This is a genomic window from Streptomyces sp. NPDC087310, assembly GCF_044744405.1.
Taxonomy (GTDB): domain Bacteria; phylum Actinomycetota; class Actinomycetes; order Streptomycetales; family Streptomycetaceae; genus Streptomyces.
This window is the reverse complement of record NZ_JBIUYF010000006.1, coordinates 559,605-575,743: the sequence shown is the minus strand read 5'-3', so window position 1 is coordinate 575,743 and position 16,139 is coordinate 559,605. Positions and strand designations below refer to the sequence as shown.

Annotated in this window: 13 protein-coding genes; 7 read left to right on the top strand and 6 right to left on the bottom strand. The window is 73.5% G+C overall.

Features of this window, described 5'->3' with window-relative positions; genetic code table 11:
- Positions 1-5: 5 nt before the first annotated feature.
- The 3 genes from ACIO3P_RS25395 to ACIO3P_RS25385 form a co-directional block, all read right to left on the bottom strand.
- Complete coding sequence (locus tag ACIO3P_RS25395; RefSeq protein WP_329825756.1) at positions 6-962, bottom strand: TauD/TfdA family dioxygenase; 957 nt, start codon at positions 960-962, stop codon at positions 6-8.
- A gap of 361 nt (positions 963-1,323) precedes the next feature.
- On the bottom strand, positions 1,324-1,956 hold the full coding sequence (gene def, locus ACIO3P_RS25390; protein ID WP_401852449.1) for a peptide deformylase: 633 nt from the start codon (positions 1,954-1,956) through the stop codon (positions 1,324-1,326).
- A gap of 122 nt (positions 1,957-2,078) precedes the next feature.
- Positions 2,079-2,519 (bottom strand): SPW repeat protein, encoded by a 441-nt coding sequence (locus ACIO3P_RS25385; RefSeq protein WP_329825753.1) that lies wholly within the window; start codon positions 2,517-2,519, stop codon positions 2,079-2,081.
- A 152-nt stretch (positions 2,520-2,671) separates the two neighbouring features.
- Here ACIO3P_RS25385 and ACIO3P_RS25380 point away from each other — a divergent pair, with 152 nt between their 5' ends.
- Positions 2,672-4,534 carry an FUSC family protein gene (locus ACIO3P_RS25380; protein ID WP_401852446.1) on the top strand — a complete coding sequence of 621 codons (1,863 nt, stop codon included), beginning with the start codon at positions 2,672-2,674 and terminating at the stop codon, positions 4,532-4,534.
- An 89-nt stretch (positions 4,535-4,623) separates the two neighbouring features.
- Positions 4,624-5,103 carry a MarR family transcriptional regulator gene (locus ACIO3P_RS25375; RefSeq protein ID WP_329825862.1) on the top strand — a complete coding sequence of 160 codons (480 nt, stop codon included), beginning with the start codon at positions 4,624-4,626 and terminating at the stop codon, positions 5,101-5,103.
- A gap of 60 nt (positions 5,104-5,163) precedes the next feature.
- On the opposite strand, the gene ACIO3P_RS25370 is transcribed toward ACIO3P_RS25375, so the two are convergent.
- Positions 5,164-8,505, bottom strand: coding sequence for a cytochrome P450 (locus ACIO3P_RS25370; protein ID WP_401852444.1), 3,342 nt, complete (start codon positions 8,503-8,505; stop codon positions 5,164-5,166).
- A 184-nt stretch (positions 8,506-8,689) separates the two neighbouring features.
- Here ACIO3P_RS25370 and ACIO3P_RS25365 point away from each other — a divergent pair, with 184 nt between their 5' ends.
- The 5 genes from ACIO3P_RS25365 to ACIO3P_RS25345 all read left to right on the top strand — a co-directional run bounded on the left by ACIO3P_RS25365 (position 8,690) and on the right by ACIO3P_RS25345 (position 13,437).
- Entirely contained in the window at positions 8,690-9,391 is a 702-nt protein-coding gene (locus ACIO3P_RS25365) for a helix-turn-helix transcriptional regulator (protein WP_401852442.1), read from the top strand.
- Between the two features lie 49 nt (positions 9,392-9,440).
- On the top strand, positions 9,441-10,133 hold the full coding sequence (locus ACIO3P_RS25360) for a GntR family transcriptional regulator (protein WP_329825748.1): 693 nt from the start codon (positions 9,441-9,443) through the stop codon (positions 10,131-10,133).
- A gap of 119 nt (positions 10,134-10,252) precedes the next feature.
- Positions 10,253-11,260: a 1-aminocyclopropane-1-carboxylate deaminase gene (locus ACIO3P_RS25355; protein WP_329825747.1), complete on the top strand. Its 1,008-nt coding sequence runs from the start codon at positions 10,253-10,255 to the stop codon at positions 11,258-11,260.
- 152 nt (positions 11,261-11,412) lie between these two features.
- Positions 11,413-12,279 (top strand): hypothetical protein, encoded by an 867-nt coding sequence (locus tag ACIO3P_RS25350; RefSeq protein WP_329825746.1) that lies wholly within the window; start codon positions 11,413-11,415, stop codon positions 12,277-12,279.
- 111 nt (positions 12,280-12,390) lie between these two features.
- Positions 12,391-13,437 (top strand): bile acid:sodium symporter family protein, encoded by a 1,047-nt coding sequence (locus tag ACIO3P_RS25345; RefSeq protein ID WP_329825744.1) that lies wholly within the window; start codon positions 12,391-12,393, stop codon positions 13,435-13,437.
- A 36-nt stretch (positions 13,438-13,473) separates the two neighbouring features.
- Here ACIO3P_RS25345 and ACIO3P_RS25340 read toward each other — a convergent pair whose 3' ends face one another.
- Together ACIO3P_RS25340 and ACIO3P_RS25335 are read right to left on the bottom strand one after the other, a co-directional pair.
- Positions 13,474-14,106, bottom strand: a complete 633-nt coding sequence (locus ACIO3P_RS25340; RefSeq protein WP_401852439.1) for a TetR/AcrR family transcriptional regulator — start codon at positions 14,104-14,106, stop codon at positions 13,474-13,476.
- Positions 14,103-16,124: a CocE/NonD family hydrolase gene (locus tag ACIO3P_RS25335; protein WP_329825741.1), complete on the bottom strand. Its 2,022-nt coding sequence runs from the start codon at positions 16,122-16,124 to the stop codon at positions 14,103-14,105. Before ACIO3P_RS25335 ends, ACIO3P_RS25340 begins: the two co-directional genes overlap by 4 nt.
- Between the last annotated feature and the right edge of the window lie 15 nt (positions 16,125-16,139).

Here is a 16,139-nt window from a genome sequence, read left to right as displayed (position 1 = left end):
GCCGGTCAGAAGGGCCGGTCCCCCGCGATGGCGACGCGTTCGGCGACCCGGCGGTGCGGGGCGTAGTCGCTGACCGCGTAGTGCTGGGTGGCACGGTTGTCCCAGAAGGCGATGTCGCCCGCCTCCCAGCGGAACCGCACCTGGAACTCGGGCACATGGGCCTGCTGGAACAGCAGCCGCAGCAGCCGGTCGCTCTCCGCCCGCTCCAGCCCCACGATGCGGGTGGTGAAGGACGCGTTGACGAAGAGCATCCGCCGGCCGGTGTCGGGGTGGCGGCGCACCACCGGGTGCTCGACCGGCGGGAACTCGTCCTGGAAGGGGGCCAGCCGCTCGGCGGAGTAGAAGCGCGAGAAGCCCGGTATGTAGTCGTGGACGGCGCGGGCGCCGTCGATCCGGTCCTTCACGTCCTGCGGGAGGTTGTCGTACGCGGCGGCCATGTCGGCCCACATCGTGTCGCCGCCGGACGGCGGCACCTCGCGCAGTTGCAGGACGGCGCCGAGCGCGGGCCGCTCCCGGAAGGTCACATCGGTGTGCCACACGTTCTCGAAGGTGGGGACGGCGGAGCGGTCGAACCGGACGACGTCCGGCGCGCCGGCCGTGGCGAGCAGCGGGTTGGTCTCCAACTCACCCCAGTTCAGGGCGAAGTCACGCTGCGCCTCGGAGGTGAGGTGCTGGCCGCGGAAGAAGAGCACCTTCCACTCCAGCAGGGCGCGGTCGAGTTCGGCGCGCACCCCGGCCGACAGCGGTCGGGAGAGGTCGAGGCCGCGGATCTCGGCGCCGATGGTGCGCGCCTGCGGCACGAGGCCGAAGAGTTCGTACGGCCGCTCCGGCCACCCCTCCGGGAGGCGGCGCAGTTCCCGGTGGCCTTCGTAGATTCCGTCGGCGGGGATGCGGTGGTCGCGCAGCAGGGGCTGGACGGCGGTGGTGGGTTCGGCTGCCGCGGGTTCGGCGGTGGTGGTCACGGGGCTCCTCAGATCGGCACAGCACAGGGGGTGCGACGGGACACGCGTGGAGTGGGGCCTGGCGAGGCCGGCCGGGCCGTACGGGCTCAGCGGCTACGGAGATACGGGGGTACCGGCCTGCGGCGTGGGTCAGCGGCAGGGACAGCGGAGCGCCGGGGGAGAACCCACCCGGCCGCGGCGGCGCAGAAAGCTGAGGCCGCGGGGCGCACACTCGCCGTGGACGTCGCCGAGACGCGACTCCACCGCACGGAGTTGAGAATGCCTACCCATGGCAGGCACCGTACCTCAGGCAGCCCCGCCACCGCGCCCCCTCCCGAACGGTGAGACGGGGTACGCGGGGGTCCCGAGGGCCCGTGGATCCCTAGGCGTCGGCGGGGAGGGGGAAGCCCAGTTCCCGGGCGGCGAGGGCGGGGGTGGGCTGGGACCAGCGCTCGGTGAGGTGGTGGGTGGCGGAGAGGGAGCGGGTCTCGGCCCGGTCGAGGTAGAGCGTTCCGTCGAGATGGTCCGTCTCGTGCTGGACGATCCGGGCCGGCCACCCCGAGAACTCCTCGTCGATCTCCCGTCCCCGTTCGTCCTGGCCGCGGAGCCTGACCGCCTGGTGCCTGGCCACGACGGCCTGCCAGCCGGGGACGCTGAGGCACCCCTCGAAGAAGGCGGCGCGCTGCTCGCCGACGGGTTCGTACGACGGGTTGACCAGCACCTGGAAGGGCTGCGGGACCCGGCCACGGGCCGCGAGGACCTCGTCCGGCGCCTGGGCCGGGTCCTCGACGACCGCGAGCCTGAGCGGGATCCCGATCTGGGGCGCGGCGAGCCCGACACCGGGGGCGGCGTGCATCGTCGCGCGCATCAGCCGGACCAGGCGCGCCAGCCGCTCGTCCCCCAACTGCCCGTCGTACGGGGCCGCCGGGCGCCGCAGGACCGGGTCACCGGCCGCGACGACGGGCGGCGTGCCGGCGGATTCGAGCAGGGCGTCCACATGGTCGATCAGCGTCATCGCGCCATGATCCCACCCCCGGGACCCACCGGGAACGGGGGCCGGAGACGGAGCCGGAAACGGAGCGCGGGAACGGAGCGCGGCCCGCCCGCTCGGGACGGGCCGGCCGCGCTCCGCGTGGTTCACACCTTCCGGGCGGCTCTCATCGCCGTACCGGCACACGCCAGTCCGAACAGGAACGTGAGCGCGCCGATGACGACGTTGGTCCAGATCACGCCCGCGTCAGGACTGCTGCCGACGATCCATGGAGCGATGACCAGCCAGACACCCATGGCGCACAGGGCCCAGCTCAGCCCGGCCATCCGCACCGGGGCGAGGGTGAGGCCGAGCGCCATCACGACGATCGCGATCCCCATGATCAGGTTGTGTGTCGCGAGAGCCGGCTGGCTCCCGGTGAAGTGGATGATCCAGGGCGACAGAGCACAGAACAGGCCGACGAGGAACACCGGCCCGTCCAGGAGCGCCGCACCGCGCCCGCCGAGCATGCGGGCGTACCTCGCGCGCATCTCGGGAACATCGGGGTGACTGGACAGGTCGCCCCTCGAATGTGAGACGTCGGCCATACGACTCGCCTCCTTCATTTCGTGCAAGTCTGACCGCGATGTACGGCATCGAGCCGTAACAACCCCAGTTTGCTCGCTTTCCACGCTTTTGTGTAGCAGTCGCCGGGCATCGAAAATTCGTTTACAGATAAAACACCTGCTAATCTTTTCGTATGGGTAAGCACCTCACGAGCGCCGTACGGCTACGGCGGCCCGTCGACACCTGGCACAAGCCCGCGCTCAGCGCGGCGGTGGCGCTCGCCGTGCCCGATCTGACCCTGCTGGCGCTGGGGCGGCTGGATCTCATCCTGTACACGTCGGCGGGGGCGATGTGCGCCCTGTACGCACACGGGCTGCCGTACGCGGCCCGCGCCCGCACCCTGCTGTGGGTGGTGCTGGGCATGGTCGTGAGCCTGGGGGTCGCGCTGACGGCCGCCTCGCTGACCACCTCTCCCGCCGTGCTGGTGGTGGGCGCCTCGCTGGTCGCCGCCGCGCACAAGACGGTCTGCGACGCGACACGCGTCGGGCCGCCGGGCAATCTGATCCTCACGTTCATCTCCTCGTCCGCGTTCTTCATGCCGCAGCGGCTCGGGGAGGTGCCCTTCCATCTCGCCCTGGCGCTCGCCGCCGGGGCGGTGGCCTGGCTCGTCTGCATGGCGCCCGGCCTGGTACGACCACACGGCCCCGAACGGGTGGCGGTGGCACGGGCGTTGGAGTCGGCGGCGGCGCTGTGGCGGGTCCGGCGGGACGGGACGGAGCCACGGGGGCGCCCGGACACGGCACGCCTGGACGCCGAGCTGACGGTACGTCAGGCAACGGCAGGCGCGGTCAACTCCGCCTGGCACACGCTCTTCCTGGTCCCGGGCACCGGCGCCGCCCGCCACCGGCTCGAACGCCTGCTGGCGCACGCGGAGTCGGCGCTCGCCGCGCCCTCCCCCGAGGTACGTACGCACGAGAGGCGTACACACGAGAGGCGTACACACGAGGGGCGTACACACGAGGGGCGTCCGCACACCCCGGCCCATGAGGCCGAGCGGTGCGCCGCGCTGGCCCGGGCGGTACGGCGCGGAGGCGCCCTGCCGGAGATCGGCCCGACGCCCGACGAGGCGCGCCGACTGGCCGGGGTCGCCGTGGAAGCGGGGGCGAAGGCGGAGACGGTGGCCGCCAGGGAAGCGGAACACACTGCTCCGGAGGCGCCGCGCCGTCCGGCGCCGGACCGCGCCACGGGGGTACGCGCGGTCCTGGCGCGGCTGCGGCCCGGCTCCCCGCTGCTGCCGATCGGTGTCCGGGTGGCCGTCGGCTGCACCCTGGCGGGATGGGTCTCACTGGCCGCCGGGGTCGGGCATCCGTACTGGGCGGTGGTCTCCGCGGCCTCCGTCCACCAGGCCAACACCACGCTCTCCGGGCAGCGGGGCCTCCAGCGGGTGCTCGGGAATGTGCTCGGGCTGATCCTCTTCTTCGCGCTGCTGCCGCTGATCCGGGTCGGGCCGCTCGCCATGGTGCTGCTCGCGCTGGCGCTCCAGGTCGGCGCCGAGGCCCTCATCACCCGTAACTACTGGCTGGGTTCGGTGTGCGTGACCCCGATGGCGCTGCTGCTCACGGAGTTCGGCGGCCATCTGCCGGCCAGGACACTGATCGCCGACCGGCTGATCGACACGGTCGTCGGCGTGACGGTGGCGCTGGCCTGCTGCGCGCTGGTCACCAACCGCCGGGCCACCGACCGGATCGACGAGGCGCTGGCACGCGTCACGGCGGCGCGGAGCGCGGCGCTGCGCCATCTCGGCGACGGTGAGGGCCCGGACCGCGCGGACAGCCGGGACCGCGCGGACAGCCCGGACGGTGACCATGAGGCCGGCTGGGCCCGGGACCGGCTCGCGCTCTCCCTCGTCGAGTTGCGCGAGGCGTTCGAGGTCGCCTCGGGCGAGTGGTGGCAGCGCGCCCTGCCCGCCGAGCGGGTCGCCGCAGCCGAACGCGAGGGCCACCGTACGCTGGCCCGGCTGGTCCGCCGCGCCGCGCCACGGGTCCCGGTGTCCTGAGCGCCCGGACCCGGAGGGCAGAATCGGCCCGACCGGAACGAAGGAGTGTGCGTGTGGCCGAGAACACCGAGGACGCCGTCGCGGGGGTGATGCGGCAGTGGGAGCAGGTGATGCCCGGTCTGGACACCGCGCCGATGGCGGTGATCGGACGCCTCAACCGCTGTGCCGCACTGCTCCAGCAGGCCGCCGACGCGCCGCTGCGGCGGGAGGGGCTGACCCGCCCGGAGTTCGACATCCTGGGGGCGCTGCGCAGGACGGACCGGGAGCTGACCCCCGGCCGGATCGCCCGCGAGACCTTCGCGTCGGGCGCGGCCGTCACCAAGCGGCTGCGGCAGTTGGAGGGCCGGGAACTGATCGCCCGGCGCCTCGACGACCGGGACCGCCGGGTCACCCATCTCTCCCTGACGGAGGAGGGACGCCGCCTGCTCGACCGGCTGCTGCCCGAGCAGGTGGCGTACGACGCGTCCCTGCTGGACGGCCTCGACGCCGGGAGCCACAGCCAACTCGCCGATTCGCTCGGCGAGTTGCTGGTGCTGCTGGAAGGCAGACTGGGCAGCCTGCTCGACTGATCCGGCCGATCCGGCTGACCCGGCTGACTCGACGGACACGTCCGGCCGACGGCGGGGGTGTCAGCCGGTGTGGACGTCCTCGGCGTAGCGGCCCTGGGCGGTGAGTTCCTGGAGCCACTGCTGGGCCGCGCTCTCGTCGGCGCCGGGGGTGTGCCGTACGTACAGCTCGCGCAGGGTGTTCCGGACCCCGGGCGCCATCCGGGACCCGTCGCCGCAGACCCGGACACGGGCGCCTGCGGTCAGCAGGGCCCACACCTCGTCCGCCTCGTCCGCGATGCGGTGCTGGACGAAGCGCCGGCCGCCGACCGGGGTGTGGCTGAAGGCGGGGCGCATGCTGACCGCCCCGGCCTGTTCCGCCGCACGCAGTTCGTCGGCGTGCAGGTAGTCGGCGTCCTGGCTGTCGCAGCCGAAGTAGCAGAGCGCGGGGGCGAGTCGGGCGCCGCCCTCCGCGAGAGCGCGCCGCTCGGCGATGACGCCGCGGAAGGGCGCGAGACCGGTACCGGCGGCGATCATGATGACCGGGGTCGTCCCGTCGTGCGGGACGCGGAACGCCTCCCGGCACGGCTGGACCCGGGCGAGCACGGTCTCCCCCGGCCGCAGCGAGGCGAGATACCCGGAGCCGACGCCGCGGTGGCCGCCGCGCCCCGACCGGGCGGGGGCGTCCAGGAGCGAGACCATCAGGTCGGCGTGGTGCGGGCTCGTCGACGGCGAGGAGGAGAGGGAGTAGGTGCGGGGCCGCAGCGGCGGCAGCAGTTCCAGCAGCACCGGCCAGGTGAGGGTCTCCCGCAGGGCGGGGTGGTCCTCGATCAGGTCGAGCAGGGTGCGGTGGTCGGCGGCCCGCGCGTCCTCGTCGTCCGCGAGCGCGCGCAGCGCCGCCCGCTCGGGCGGGCACGGGTTGAGCGCGGCCAGGGTGGCCAGGTGGGCGGCGGTGGGGCGGTCCTGGAGTTCGACGTGGCGGGTGAGGAGTTCCCGTACGGTCAGCGGCCGGTCGACGGTGATCCCGCCCCGCACGGGTCGGTTGGCGACGATGTTCAGAACGGTGCCGGGGTCGGCGCCGAGCAGCGCGGCGGCGCGGTCGACCAGGCCGGGGGCGTTGGCGGGGAGGACGGTGAGATGGTCCGCGGTGCGGTAGGTGACACCGTCGGGCAGGGCCAGCCGGACGAACCGCTTGACCCGGGGATGCGCCGGGTCCGTGAGGGACCCGGTCTCCGTGACCGTCATCGGGACCAGTCCGTGGCGGGCGGTCAGGGGGTCGAGGGGGCCGCCGGTGACCTCGGTGACGGTGTAGGCGGGGGCGTCGTCGGCGGCCGTCCGCGCGGCGCCCCCGGTGGCCTCGGGGTCGCCGTGGTGCTCCAGGAGTACGGTGCGCAGCGCCTCGCCGAAGGCGTCGACGGCCCCGGTCAGATCGCCGGAGGCGTCGGCCTCGGCGCGCGCCGTGAGCCGGGTCGCGCCGAGCACGGCGAGCCGGTCGTCGATGAGCGTGGGGACGCGCTGGTAGGTGGCGGCCCAGTTGCGGTCGCCGACGCCGAGAACGGCGTAGCGGACCCCTTCGGCGGCGCCGGGTTCCGCCTGCTCCAGCCAGCGGAGGAAGGCCGCCGCGTCGTCGGTGGGCTGTCCGTTGTAGGAGGCGGCGACGATGACGACGGGCCGGTCGGTGGGGAGGGCGGCGGTGTGCGCGTCGAGCGGCGCGACGTCGGTGGCGCAGCCGAGGCCGTCGGCGACGGTGGCGAGCTGTCCGGCGAAGTCCCGGCAGGTGCCGTAGTTGGTGCCGTGCAGCAGGAGCACGCCGGTGCCCTGCCGGACCCGTACGGGAAGTTCCGTCTCCCGCGCCGGGCCGTGCCCCTCGCCCGTGGCGCCGCTCGGGCCGGTCGCGCCCGCGGAACCGGCGGGCAGGGCCGCGCGGCCCGCCGCCCGGTCGGCGGGGGTGCGCCGTACGGGGGTGAGGGTGAAGCCGTCGGGCTTGATGGTCAGTGACTGCTTCAGGGTGAGCCGGTAGTCGTCTTGGTCGATCAGCCGGTAGCGGTGCACGAGCATCCCGAGCAGCATCGTGGCCTCGTGCAGGGCAAACTGCCGCCCGATGCAGGCCCGTTCACCGATGCCGAACGGCTTGTACGCGTGCGGGGAACGGGCCGCCTCGGCCTCCGGGGAGAAGCGGGCGGGGTCGAACAGCTCCGGGTTGTCGCCCCACACCGCGGGGTCGCGGTGCAGCATCGGTACGACGACGAGGACGCCCTCCCCCGCGCGCAGCGGCAGCCGTCCGGCGAGGACGGTGTCCTCGCGCGCCTGCCGCTGGAAGCCGGGGGCCGTGGGCCACAGCCGCAGCGCCTCGTTGAGGACCTGGCGGGTGTAGCGGAGCCGGCCGACGTCCTCGTACGTGGGCTCGGGGTCGGGGGTGTCCCCCCACAGCTCGTCCACCTCGCTCTGGACCAGGCGGAGCACGGTCGGGTCCTTGAGCAGGTGGTAGAGGGCGAAGGAGAGCGCGCCCGAGGTGGTCTCGTGACCGGCGATCAGGAAGGTGATGATCTGGTTGCGGATGTTCTCCAGGGAGAGGGTGGTGCCGTCGGAGGGGTGGGGCGCGGTGAGCATCAGCCCCAGCAGGTCCTGGGCCTCCTGGGCTCCTTGGGACTCGTGGTCCCCTGGTGTCTCCTGCCCGTCGGCTCCCCCGGCGTCGGTGCGCGCCGCGATGACCTCGTCGACCACCGAGGCGAGATGGGCGGCGTCGGCGCGGAACGCCGCGTCCGCCGCGCTGTGGTCGGCGTCGGGCGCGCGCAGCAGCCGGTTCATGGACCAGTCCAGGCAGCGCACCATGGCGTCCACGAAGGGGTGCGTACCGTCCCGCTCGAACGAGCCGAAGTCGAAGCCGAATCCGCTCAGCCCTATGGTGTCGAGGGTCATCCGGGTCATGTCGTCGGCGACGTCGACCGGGGTTCCCGCGGCGGCGTGCCGGTCCCAGGCGCCGGTCACCCGGTGGGCGACCTTCAGCATCACCGGGTGGTAGGTGCGCATCGAGCCGAGGGAGAAGGCGGGCATCAGGATGTCGTGCGCCTTGGCCCAGTTGGGCTCGTCGTTGTACGCCGTGAACAGTCCGTCGGCGGCGAACTCCCTGACGTTCTCCAGCGCGGCCCCGACGTACTTGGCGAACCGCCGCTCGTCGGCCAGCTCCGTGACGACATCGACGCCGCCCGCCATGACGAGGTCCCGCCCGTACCTGCGCTGCACGACGAGCGGGCCGTGGCGGCGCAGCAGTTCCATCTGCACATGGACGGGGAGGGCGCCCGCGAAGCCCTCCGAGACATCGTCGACGGGAACGGGGTCGAGGGCGGGATCGAGAGTCCCGGGGGCCGCGGCGGTCGCGGCGCTGTCGGGGGCTGCGGTCCTGGTCGGGAGCACGGTCTCGGTCATGTGCGGGATCACCTTCCGCTGATGTGGAGCGGGCTCCCGGCCGGTGCCGGAGAGCCTGCGGCGGCTCCTTCAACCCTGGCCCGGCCCGGCCGCGTTGGACCGCTCCGCCCCTACATGTTTATGTAGTGTCGGATCACGGGACGGGGTTGCTCCGGCCGTCGGGTTGTGAGAAAGGTGCGGCGCGGTGACGCACGGGCAGGAGCCCATGGAGTGGGAAGGTGACGCGGTCGCCTGGCGCAACCGGACCTTTCTGCTCTTCGACCGCCTTCCCGTGCCGATCGCGCTCTGTTCCCCGAACGGGGACGTGCTGATGGCCAATCCGGCGATGGCCGCGGAGTGGGGCGAGCTGCCCGGCCGGCTGCGGGGGCTCAGCGCGCTGGCCCTCTTCCGCACGCCGGGCACGGACCGGTTCCACGCCGTCGCGGAGGCGGTACGGCACGGCCGCAGGTCGCGCTATCCCGTCGAGGTGTCCTGGTCCGCCGCCGGGGGCGTCGAACGGTACGGAGAGCTGACGATCGACCTGCTCGCCGACAACCCGGCCGCCCACCCCGTCCTGCTGCTCGTGCTGCGGGTGGGCGGGGAGCGCGCCGCCGCCCGCCCGGATCCCGTCGCGCCGGATGTACGGGGCGGCGGGGCCAGTGCGACCGAGGCACGGATCCTCGCGCTCGTGGCGGGCGGCCGTACGACGGCGCAGATCGCGCGGGCGGTCGGGCTGACCGTCGACGGCGTCACCTACCACCTGGGCCGGATCTCCCGGCGCTGGGGCGTCGGCAACCGGGCGGCGCTGGTCGCGCGCGCCTATGTGACGGGCGTCCTCGCCCCCGGGGTCTGGCCCCCCGCGACCGCCCCGGGCGGACAGCCGGGTACGGACCAGCGGCCGTCCTGAACCACACCGCTCTTGACAGCACCCCCCTTCGCCGCATGCAATATATTGCATGCCGATTCCCGATACCTCGCTCACCTCCCGGGTCCTGCTGCGGGACCGCGCCTTCACCGCCCTGCGGGACGCCATCGTCGACGGCACGCTCCGGCCCGACGAGCAGCTCCGGGAGAGCGAGCTGGAGCGGTGGATCGGGGTGAGCCGTACGCCGATCCGCGAGGCCCTGATGCGGCTGGAGCGCAGCGGCCTGGTGGTCAGCAAGCCCGGCCGGTCGACCCGGGTGAGCGCGCTCGACGCCAGGGCGGTCCAGGACGCCCAGCCGGTGGTGGCGGCCCTGCACGAGCTGGCCGTACGGCTCGCCGTCCCCGTACTCGCCCCGGCGGACATCGAGGCGATGCGGGCGGAGAACGAGGCGTTCGCGGCGGCGCTGGAGCGGGGCGACGTGACGGGCGCGCTGGCGGCCGACGACGCGCTGCACCGGATCTGTGTGACGGCCGCGTCCAACACCGTCGTCACGGATGTGCTCGACCAGTACACGCCGCTGCTGCGCCGCATCGAACGGGTGCGCTTCTCCTCCGAGGCCGGCCTCGGCTCCGTAGCCCTGCACGACCGGATGATCGACGCCTGCGCGGCGGGGGACGCGGCCACCGCCGCGGCCGTCGCGCACACGACCTGGATGACCCTCGCCGACGAGGACCCCGCCTCCCCGTTCGTGTCCGGCGGTCACGGCCTGGTCCTCGCCCGCTGAGCGACCTCCGTACGACGGCACCCCCGTACGTCGGCACCCCCTACGACGGCACCCGCACCCCGCCCGTCCCGCACACCCACCCCACGCCCCACCCCAGTCCGAGCGAGAGGAACACCCCCGTGGCGATCGAGGATTTCGCACGCTATCCGCTGCTCTTCGGCCCGAGCCCGATCCACAAGCTGGAGCGCCTGAGCAGCCATCTGGGCGGCGCGGCCGTCTGGGCCAAGCGCGAGGACTGCAACTCCGGGCTCGCGTACGGCGGCAACAAGACCCGCAAGCTGGAGTACATCGTCCCCGACATCCTGGAGCAGGGCGCGGACACCCTGGTCTCGATCGGCGGATACCAGTCCAACCACACCCGCCAGGTGGCCGCCGTCGCCGCCCATCTCGGGCTGAAGGCCCGGCTCGTCCAGGAGAAGTGGGTCGACTGGCCCGACTCCGTGAACGACAAGGTGGGCAACATCCTGCTCTCCCGCATCATGGGAGCCGATGTCCGGCTCGACTCGGCGGGCTTCGGGATCGGCATCAAGGACTCCTGGCAGCAGGCGCTGGACGAGGTCCGCGCCGAGGGCGGTACGCCGTACGCGATCCCGGCCGGCGCCTCGGAACACCGGCTCGGCGGCCTCGGGTTCGCCAACTGGGCGTACGAGGTGGAGCGCCAGGAGGCCGAGCACGGCGTCTTCTTCGACACGATCGTCGTGTGCAGCGTCACGGGCTCCACGCACGCCGGGATGATCGCCGGGTTCGCCGGGCAGGACCGGCCCCGGCGGGTCATCGGGATCGACGCGTCCGCCAGGATCGAGGAGACCCGGGACCAGGTGGAGCGGATCGCCCGCCACACGGCGGAGCTGATCGGTCTCGGGCGCGAGCTGCGCGACGAAGAGATCAGCGTGCTCGACGGCTGGGCGGGCGACTACTACGGCGTCCCCGTCGAGTCCACGATGGACGCCATCCGGCTCACCGGAAGCCTGGAGGGGATGATCATCGACCCGGTGTACGAGGGCAAGTCGATGGCCGGGCTGATGGATCTGATCCGTACGGGCGAGATCGGCAAGGACTCGACGGTGCTCTACGCCCATCTGGGCGGCCAGCCCGCCCTGAACGCGTACAGCGGCGCCTTCGCCTGACCTGGCCCGAGGCCGTACCGCAGGGGGGTGGTCCGGGGCCGCTTTTCGGCTCCGGACCGGCCCGGGATAAGTGGTTGAACCAAATACCACTCGATGTAGTGATCTATAGCGGCAAATCGACCCATAAGATGCCAATGGCCGTTGATCACGTCATGGAACCCAGAGAGTTGTGGGAGCGTCACTCCGTGCTGGCGGCGGCATTCTGCGGCAGTGACGACCAGGTCCGGGAAGCGCAGGGCATTCTCGACGAGGCGCAGGCCGGGCGGACCCGGATGCTCGCGGCGTTCGCCGTGACCGTCGGGAGCGACTGCGCCGTCGCGAACCTCCTCGGACTCAACGAGCGCGAGGTACGGATCGCCCGGCGCACCGTCGGCAAGGACGACGCCCGCACCGTCGCCAAGCACCTCCTCACCGTGTCGCCCGACGACCACCAGACGGCGGGCCCCGCGCCCGCCGAATCCCCGGCCGGGCCCTCGGCCACCGGGTTCGGCCCGCACCCGACGGAGTACCAGGCCGCCGACCAGACGGTCCCGCCGCCGCCCACCCAGACCCCGCTCTCCGCGCACACCCCGACCGCCACCGTGCCGGTCGCCGACTCCGCCTGGTCGGCCGCGCTGGACGCGGTCCTGGTGGGCGGCTGGCACACCGGGCTCGATCTGACCGCGCTGGCCTCGGAGTTCGGCCTCGAACTGGCCCATCTCGTCGCCCGGGCCCAGCGGCTCTCCGCCGAGGGCCGGCTCAACCAGCCCACGCCGCACGAGGACCGGGCCGGCCGGCACCGGCGTCTCGACGCCGTCACCCAGACGGAGCTGGGCGGCCACGCCCCCGGCGCGGCCCCGGGGCACGCGGTGCCGTACCCGCGGAACAACGACGACATCACCTGGCAGCAGATCTCGACCCACACCCCCTCGTGGGACAGCTCCACGGCGACCCAGACCGACTGGAACGGCATCGTCAGCCACTGGCACCACACCGCCCCCCTGACCCAGCCCTGGGAGCCCGCCAACCAGTACACCTGACCGCCGGTACGGACCGGCCGTCACCCCCGATACCGTCCCGCTCCGTGGTCATTCCTGACCACATGGCGAGACGGTGTTGCGCGGGGCGGCGCCGAGGCGTTGCATCGCGCCGTGCGATCCGAACCAGACTCCCCCACCGAAACCACCTCCGAGGCCCCGGCCGCCCCGGCCCCGCCGGTCACCGGCGCCGCCGACGCCACCGACCGGGCGGCGCGGCGCGCGGTCACCGTCTTCCCCGTCCTCGTACTCGCCGCGGGCGCCCTGGGGCTGCTGACCCCGGGCACCTTCGCCGGCTGGTCGGTATCGGTGCCGTACCTGCTGGGCGTCGTCATGTTCGCCATGGGGCTGACCATGACGCCGAAGGACTTCGAAGGGGTGGCCAGGCGGCCGTGGGCGGTCGGGCTCGGCCTGGTCGCGCACTACGTGATCATGCCGGGGCTCGGCTGGCTGATCGCCAACGCCCTCGATCTGCCGCCCCAGTTGGCGGCGGGCGTGATCCTGGTCGGCTGTGCGCCGAGCGGGACCGCGTCGAACGTGGTGACGTATCTCGCGCGGGGCGACGTGGCGCTCTCGGTCTCGGTCGCCACCGTCTCGACGGTGCTGGCGCCGCTGGTGACCCCGCCGCTGACGCTGCTGCTGGCGGGCGAGTTCCTGCCGGTCGACGCGGGCTCGATGGTCACCGACATTCTGAAGACCGTGCTGCTGCCAGTCCTCGCGGGGCTGGCGGTCCGGTTGCTGGCGGGCCGGTACGTCGACCGGATGCTGGGGGCGCTGCCCTGGCTGTCGGCGGCGACGATCGCCGTGATCGTCGCGGTCGTGGTGGCGGGCAGCTCCGCCGCGATCAAGTCCGCGGCCCTGCTGGTGTTCGTCGCCGTCGTCCTGCACAACGGCCTCGGGCTGGCGCTCGGTTACGGCGCGGGCAAGCTGGCCGGGCTCGGCGCGCCCGCGAGCCGGGCCATGGCCTTCGAGGTCGGCATGCAGAACTCCGGGCTCGCCGCCTCGCTGGCGACCGCGCACTTCAGCCCGCTGGCCGCGCTGCCCGCCGCCGTGTTCTCGGTGTGGCACAACGTGTCGGGCGCGCTGGTCGCCGCGTGGATGGCGTACCGGGCGCGGAGGTCCGAGCCGGTGGCCGAGGCCGCCGCGGAACCCGCGCTCTGAGCCCCCGGCCCGACCGCCACGACGACGACGGCGGTGTCAGGACCCCCGCTCCAGCTCCACCTCGACCAGCCGGTAGAGATGGCGGCGTGCGTCCGGTGTGGTGAGCGGCGGGGACTGGCGCAGCCGCTGGAGCGCGAGTCCGTCGGCGAGCGCGGCGAAGCGCACGGCGAAGTCGGCCGGGTCCTCGCAGGTGAAGTCCCCCTCGTCCCGGCCTCGTTCGACCAGGGCGCGGATCTCGCCGTGCCAGCTCTCGTACCGCGCCGCCTGGCCGCGCGCGAACGCCTGGTCCCGGTCGCCCGCGTTCCAGTAGTCGAACCACATGCGCCAGTGCCGGTCGGTGTGGTCGGTGAAGAGCGCGTCGATCAGCAGCCGCAGCCCCTCCGCCGCCCGGGTCGCCTGGTCCGCGGAGGCGCTGAGCGCGGCGTAGTAGCGCTCGATGTGCAGCACCATCGCCTCGGAGAGCACTTCCTGCACGCTCTCGAAGTGGTACGTCACCGTGCCGACCGACACCCCGGCCGCCGCCGCGACGTCCCGTACCCCGACGGCCGCCGAGCCGCGCTCCGCGATGAGCGGCACCGCCGCCTCCGCGATGAGGCGGCGGCGTACCTCGGTCGGCTGGCGGGTCCGGCTGGCGGCGGCGACGGCCCGCCGTGGCGTTCTGCCCGTCATCCGGATGTCCTGGGGGTGGTCCTGTGCCATGACCGCTCGGCCACTGTCTCTCCGTTCGCCCGCGCTACGAGGGTGCTGTCCATGATGAACTCCGTTGCCGTGGCGCGTAGTTCCGTACTGGTCGTGAGGTAGGCGTCCCAGCCGTCCGGGCGCCGCAGCCGGATCGTCCACCGGGAGGCCGCCACGGCCGACAGGGGATCATCGGCACGGATACGGTAGACCTCGCGGGCGCTCTCCTCGTACCGCAGACCGTCCGGGTAGGTCCTGGACCCGCCGTAGTTCGGGTCGACCTCCAGGGTCCACTCGCCGGTGGCGACATCGTGCCGTACGACCCGCTCGGGGCGCGGCGGGGCGGCCGGGTCCGGCGCGTCGACGGTCACCGCGAGCGGCACGGCCTGCTCCGGCTCCTCGAAGCTGATCGGGGCGCGGCCCGCGTCGTACGCCGGGTCCCGTACGGGCAGCAGGACGGCGCTCTCGCCGGGGAGCACGGTCAGGGCCCCGCGCTCGCCGTGCGGCCAGACCCACGGCCAGTACGTGTCGGAGACGGCGACGCGGACGCGGTGGCCCGGCGGGAAGGCGTAGCCGGTGGCGTTCAGTTCGAACTCCACGTCCTCGAAGGTGCCGGGCACCCACGCGTCCGCCCGGTCCCGGCCGTGGCGGGAGAGCAGGTTGAGCACGCCCCGGGTGACGAGGGTGGACGAGCCGTCGGGCGCGACATCGCAGACCCGGGCGATGACATGGGCGCGCGGGGTGGCGGAGTCGAGCCGCAGCCGGACCCGGGGCCGGCCGAGGATCTCGGTGCGCGCGGTCAGCGGCGGGGAGTCGAAGCAGACGGAGCGGCCGTCCTCCTCCCGCTGGTCGGGCGGCAGGTCGGTGGGGTTGCCGAAGGGGAAGAAGCGGCCCGCGTCGAGCCCGGTGTGGTGCGGCGAGCGCACAATCACGGGGGCCGCCCCGGCGTCACCGAGGGGGCGTTCCTCCCAGGTGACGGCGGGTGACGGCCAGGAGTCGTCGCCGACCCAGCGGCCCGGCATCGTCGCGTACGAGGTGGCGGGCGGGACGGGGTCGTTGATCCAGGCGCGCAGGGCGGGCTCGGCCATGACCCCGGTGTCGGCGCCCTTGAGGTGCTGGTCCCACCAGCGCAGCGTCTCCTGGAGGAAGCCGATGGCCGGTCCCGGCGGCAGGCCCCGGTCGGGGTACTGGTGCGACCAGGGGCCGATCAGTCCGCGTACCGGCGCGTCCAGCCGCTCGACGAGCCGCAGCACGGTGTCCCGGTACGGATCGGCCCAGCCGCCGACCGCGAGGACGGCGGCGTCGATGGCGGAGTAGTCCTCGCAGACGCTGCCGTGGCGCCAGTAGTCGTCCCGCTCCTGGTGGTCCAGCCAGGTGTGGAGGTACGGGGTGATCGCGTCGAGCCGTTCGCGCCACAGGGGCAGCCAGCGGTCGGCGCCGACCTGCGCGGGGTCCGGCGGCCGGGCGGTGAACGCGAGCATCGTGCCGGCCCAGGCGAGCATGTCGATCCCGAGGACGGCGCCGCCCATGTAGTGGACGTCGTTGTCGTAGCGGTCGTCGGTGGAGCAGACGGTGACGATCGCCTTGAGCGGTTCGGGGCGCAGGGCGGCGATCTGCAGGGAGTTGAAACCGCCCCAGGAGATCCCGAACATGCCGACCTTGCCGGTGCACCAGTCCTGCGCGGCCAGCCAGTTGACGACGTCGACGCCGTCGGCCAGCTCGGTCTCGGTGTACTCGTCGAGCATGACGCCCTCGGAGTCCCCGCTGCCGCGCAGATCGACCCGTACGGACGCGTAGCCGTGCCCGGCGTACCAGGGGTGGCGCTGGGCGTCCCGGGGCGCGGTCCAGTCGCTCTTGCGGTACGGCAGGTACTCCAGCAGGGCGGGTACGGGATCGGCGACCGCGTCGACGGGCCGCCAGATCCGGGCGTGCAGCCGGGTGCCGTCCCGGGTGGGGATCCAGACGTCCTCGGTGTGGATGCGCCGGTCGTACGTCTCGCGGTACCGCATGGGTGTTCACCTCTT

Excerpts from the sequence above, each read along its gene's own strand:
- def (WP_401852449.1), bottom strand. The coding sequence starts at position 1,956 with ATGACGCTGATCGACCATGTGGACGCCCTGCTCGAATCCGCCGGCACG.
- ACIO3P_RS25385 (WP_329825753.1), bottom strand. The coding sequence starts at position 2,519 with ATGGCCGACGTCTCACATTCGAGGGGCGACCTGTCCAGTCACCCCGAT.
- ACIO3P_RS25380 (WP_401852446.1), top strand. The coding sequence starts at position 2,672 with ATGGGTAAGCACCTCACGAGCGCCGTACGGCTACGGCGGCCCGTCGAC.
- ACIO3P_RS25375 (WP_329825862.1), top strand. The coding sequence starts at position 4,624 with ATGCGGCAGTGGGAGCAGGTGATGCCCGGTCTGGACACCGCGCCGATG.
- ACIO3P_RS25370 (WP_401852444.1), bottom strand. The coding sequence starts at position 8,505 with ATGACCGAGACCGTGCTCCCGACCAGGACCGCAGCCCCCGACAGCGCC.
- ACIO3P_RS25360 (WP_329825748.1), top strand. The coding sequence starts at position 9,441 with ATGCCGATTCCCGATACCTCGCTCACCTCCCGGGTCCTGCTGCGGGAC.
- ACIO3P_RS25350 (WP_329825746.1), top strand. The coding sequence starts at position 11,413 with ATGGAACCCAGAGAGTTGTGGGAGCGTCACTCCGTGCTGGCGGCGGCA.
- ACIO3P_RS25340 (WP_401852439.1), bottom strand. The coding sequence starts at position 14,106 with ATGACGGGCAGAACGCCACGGCGGGCCGTCGCCGCCGCCAGCCGGACC.
- ACIO3P_RS25335 (WP_329825741.1), bottom strand. The coding sequence starts at position 16,124 with ATGCGGTACCGCGAGACGTACGACCGGCGCATCCACACCGAGGACGTC.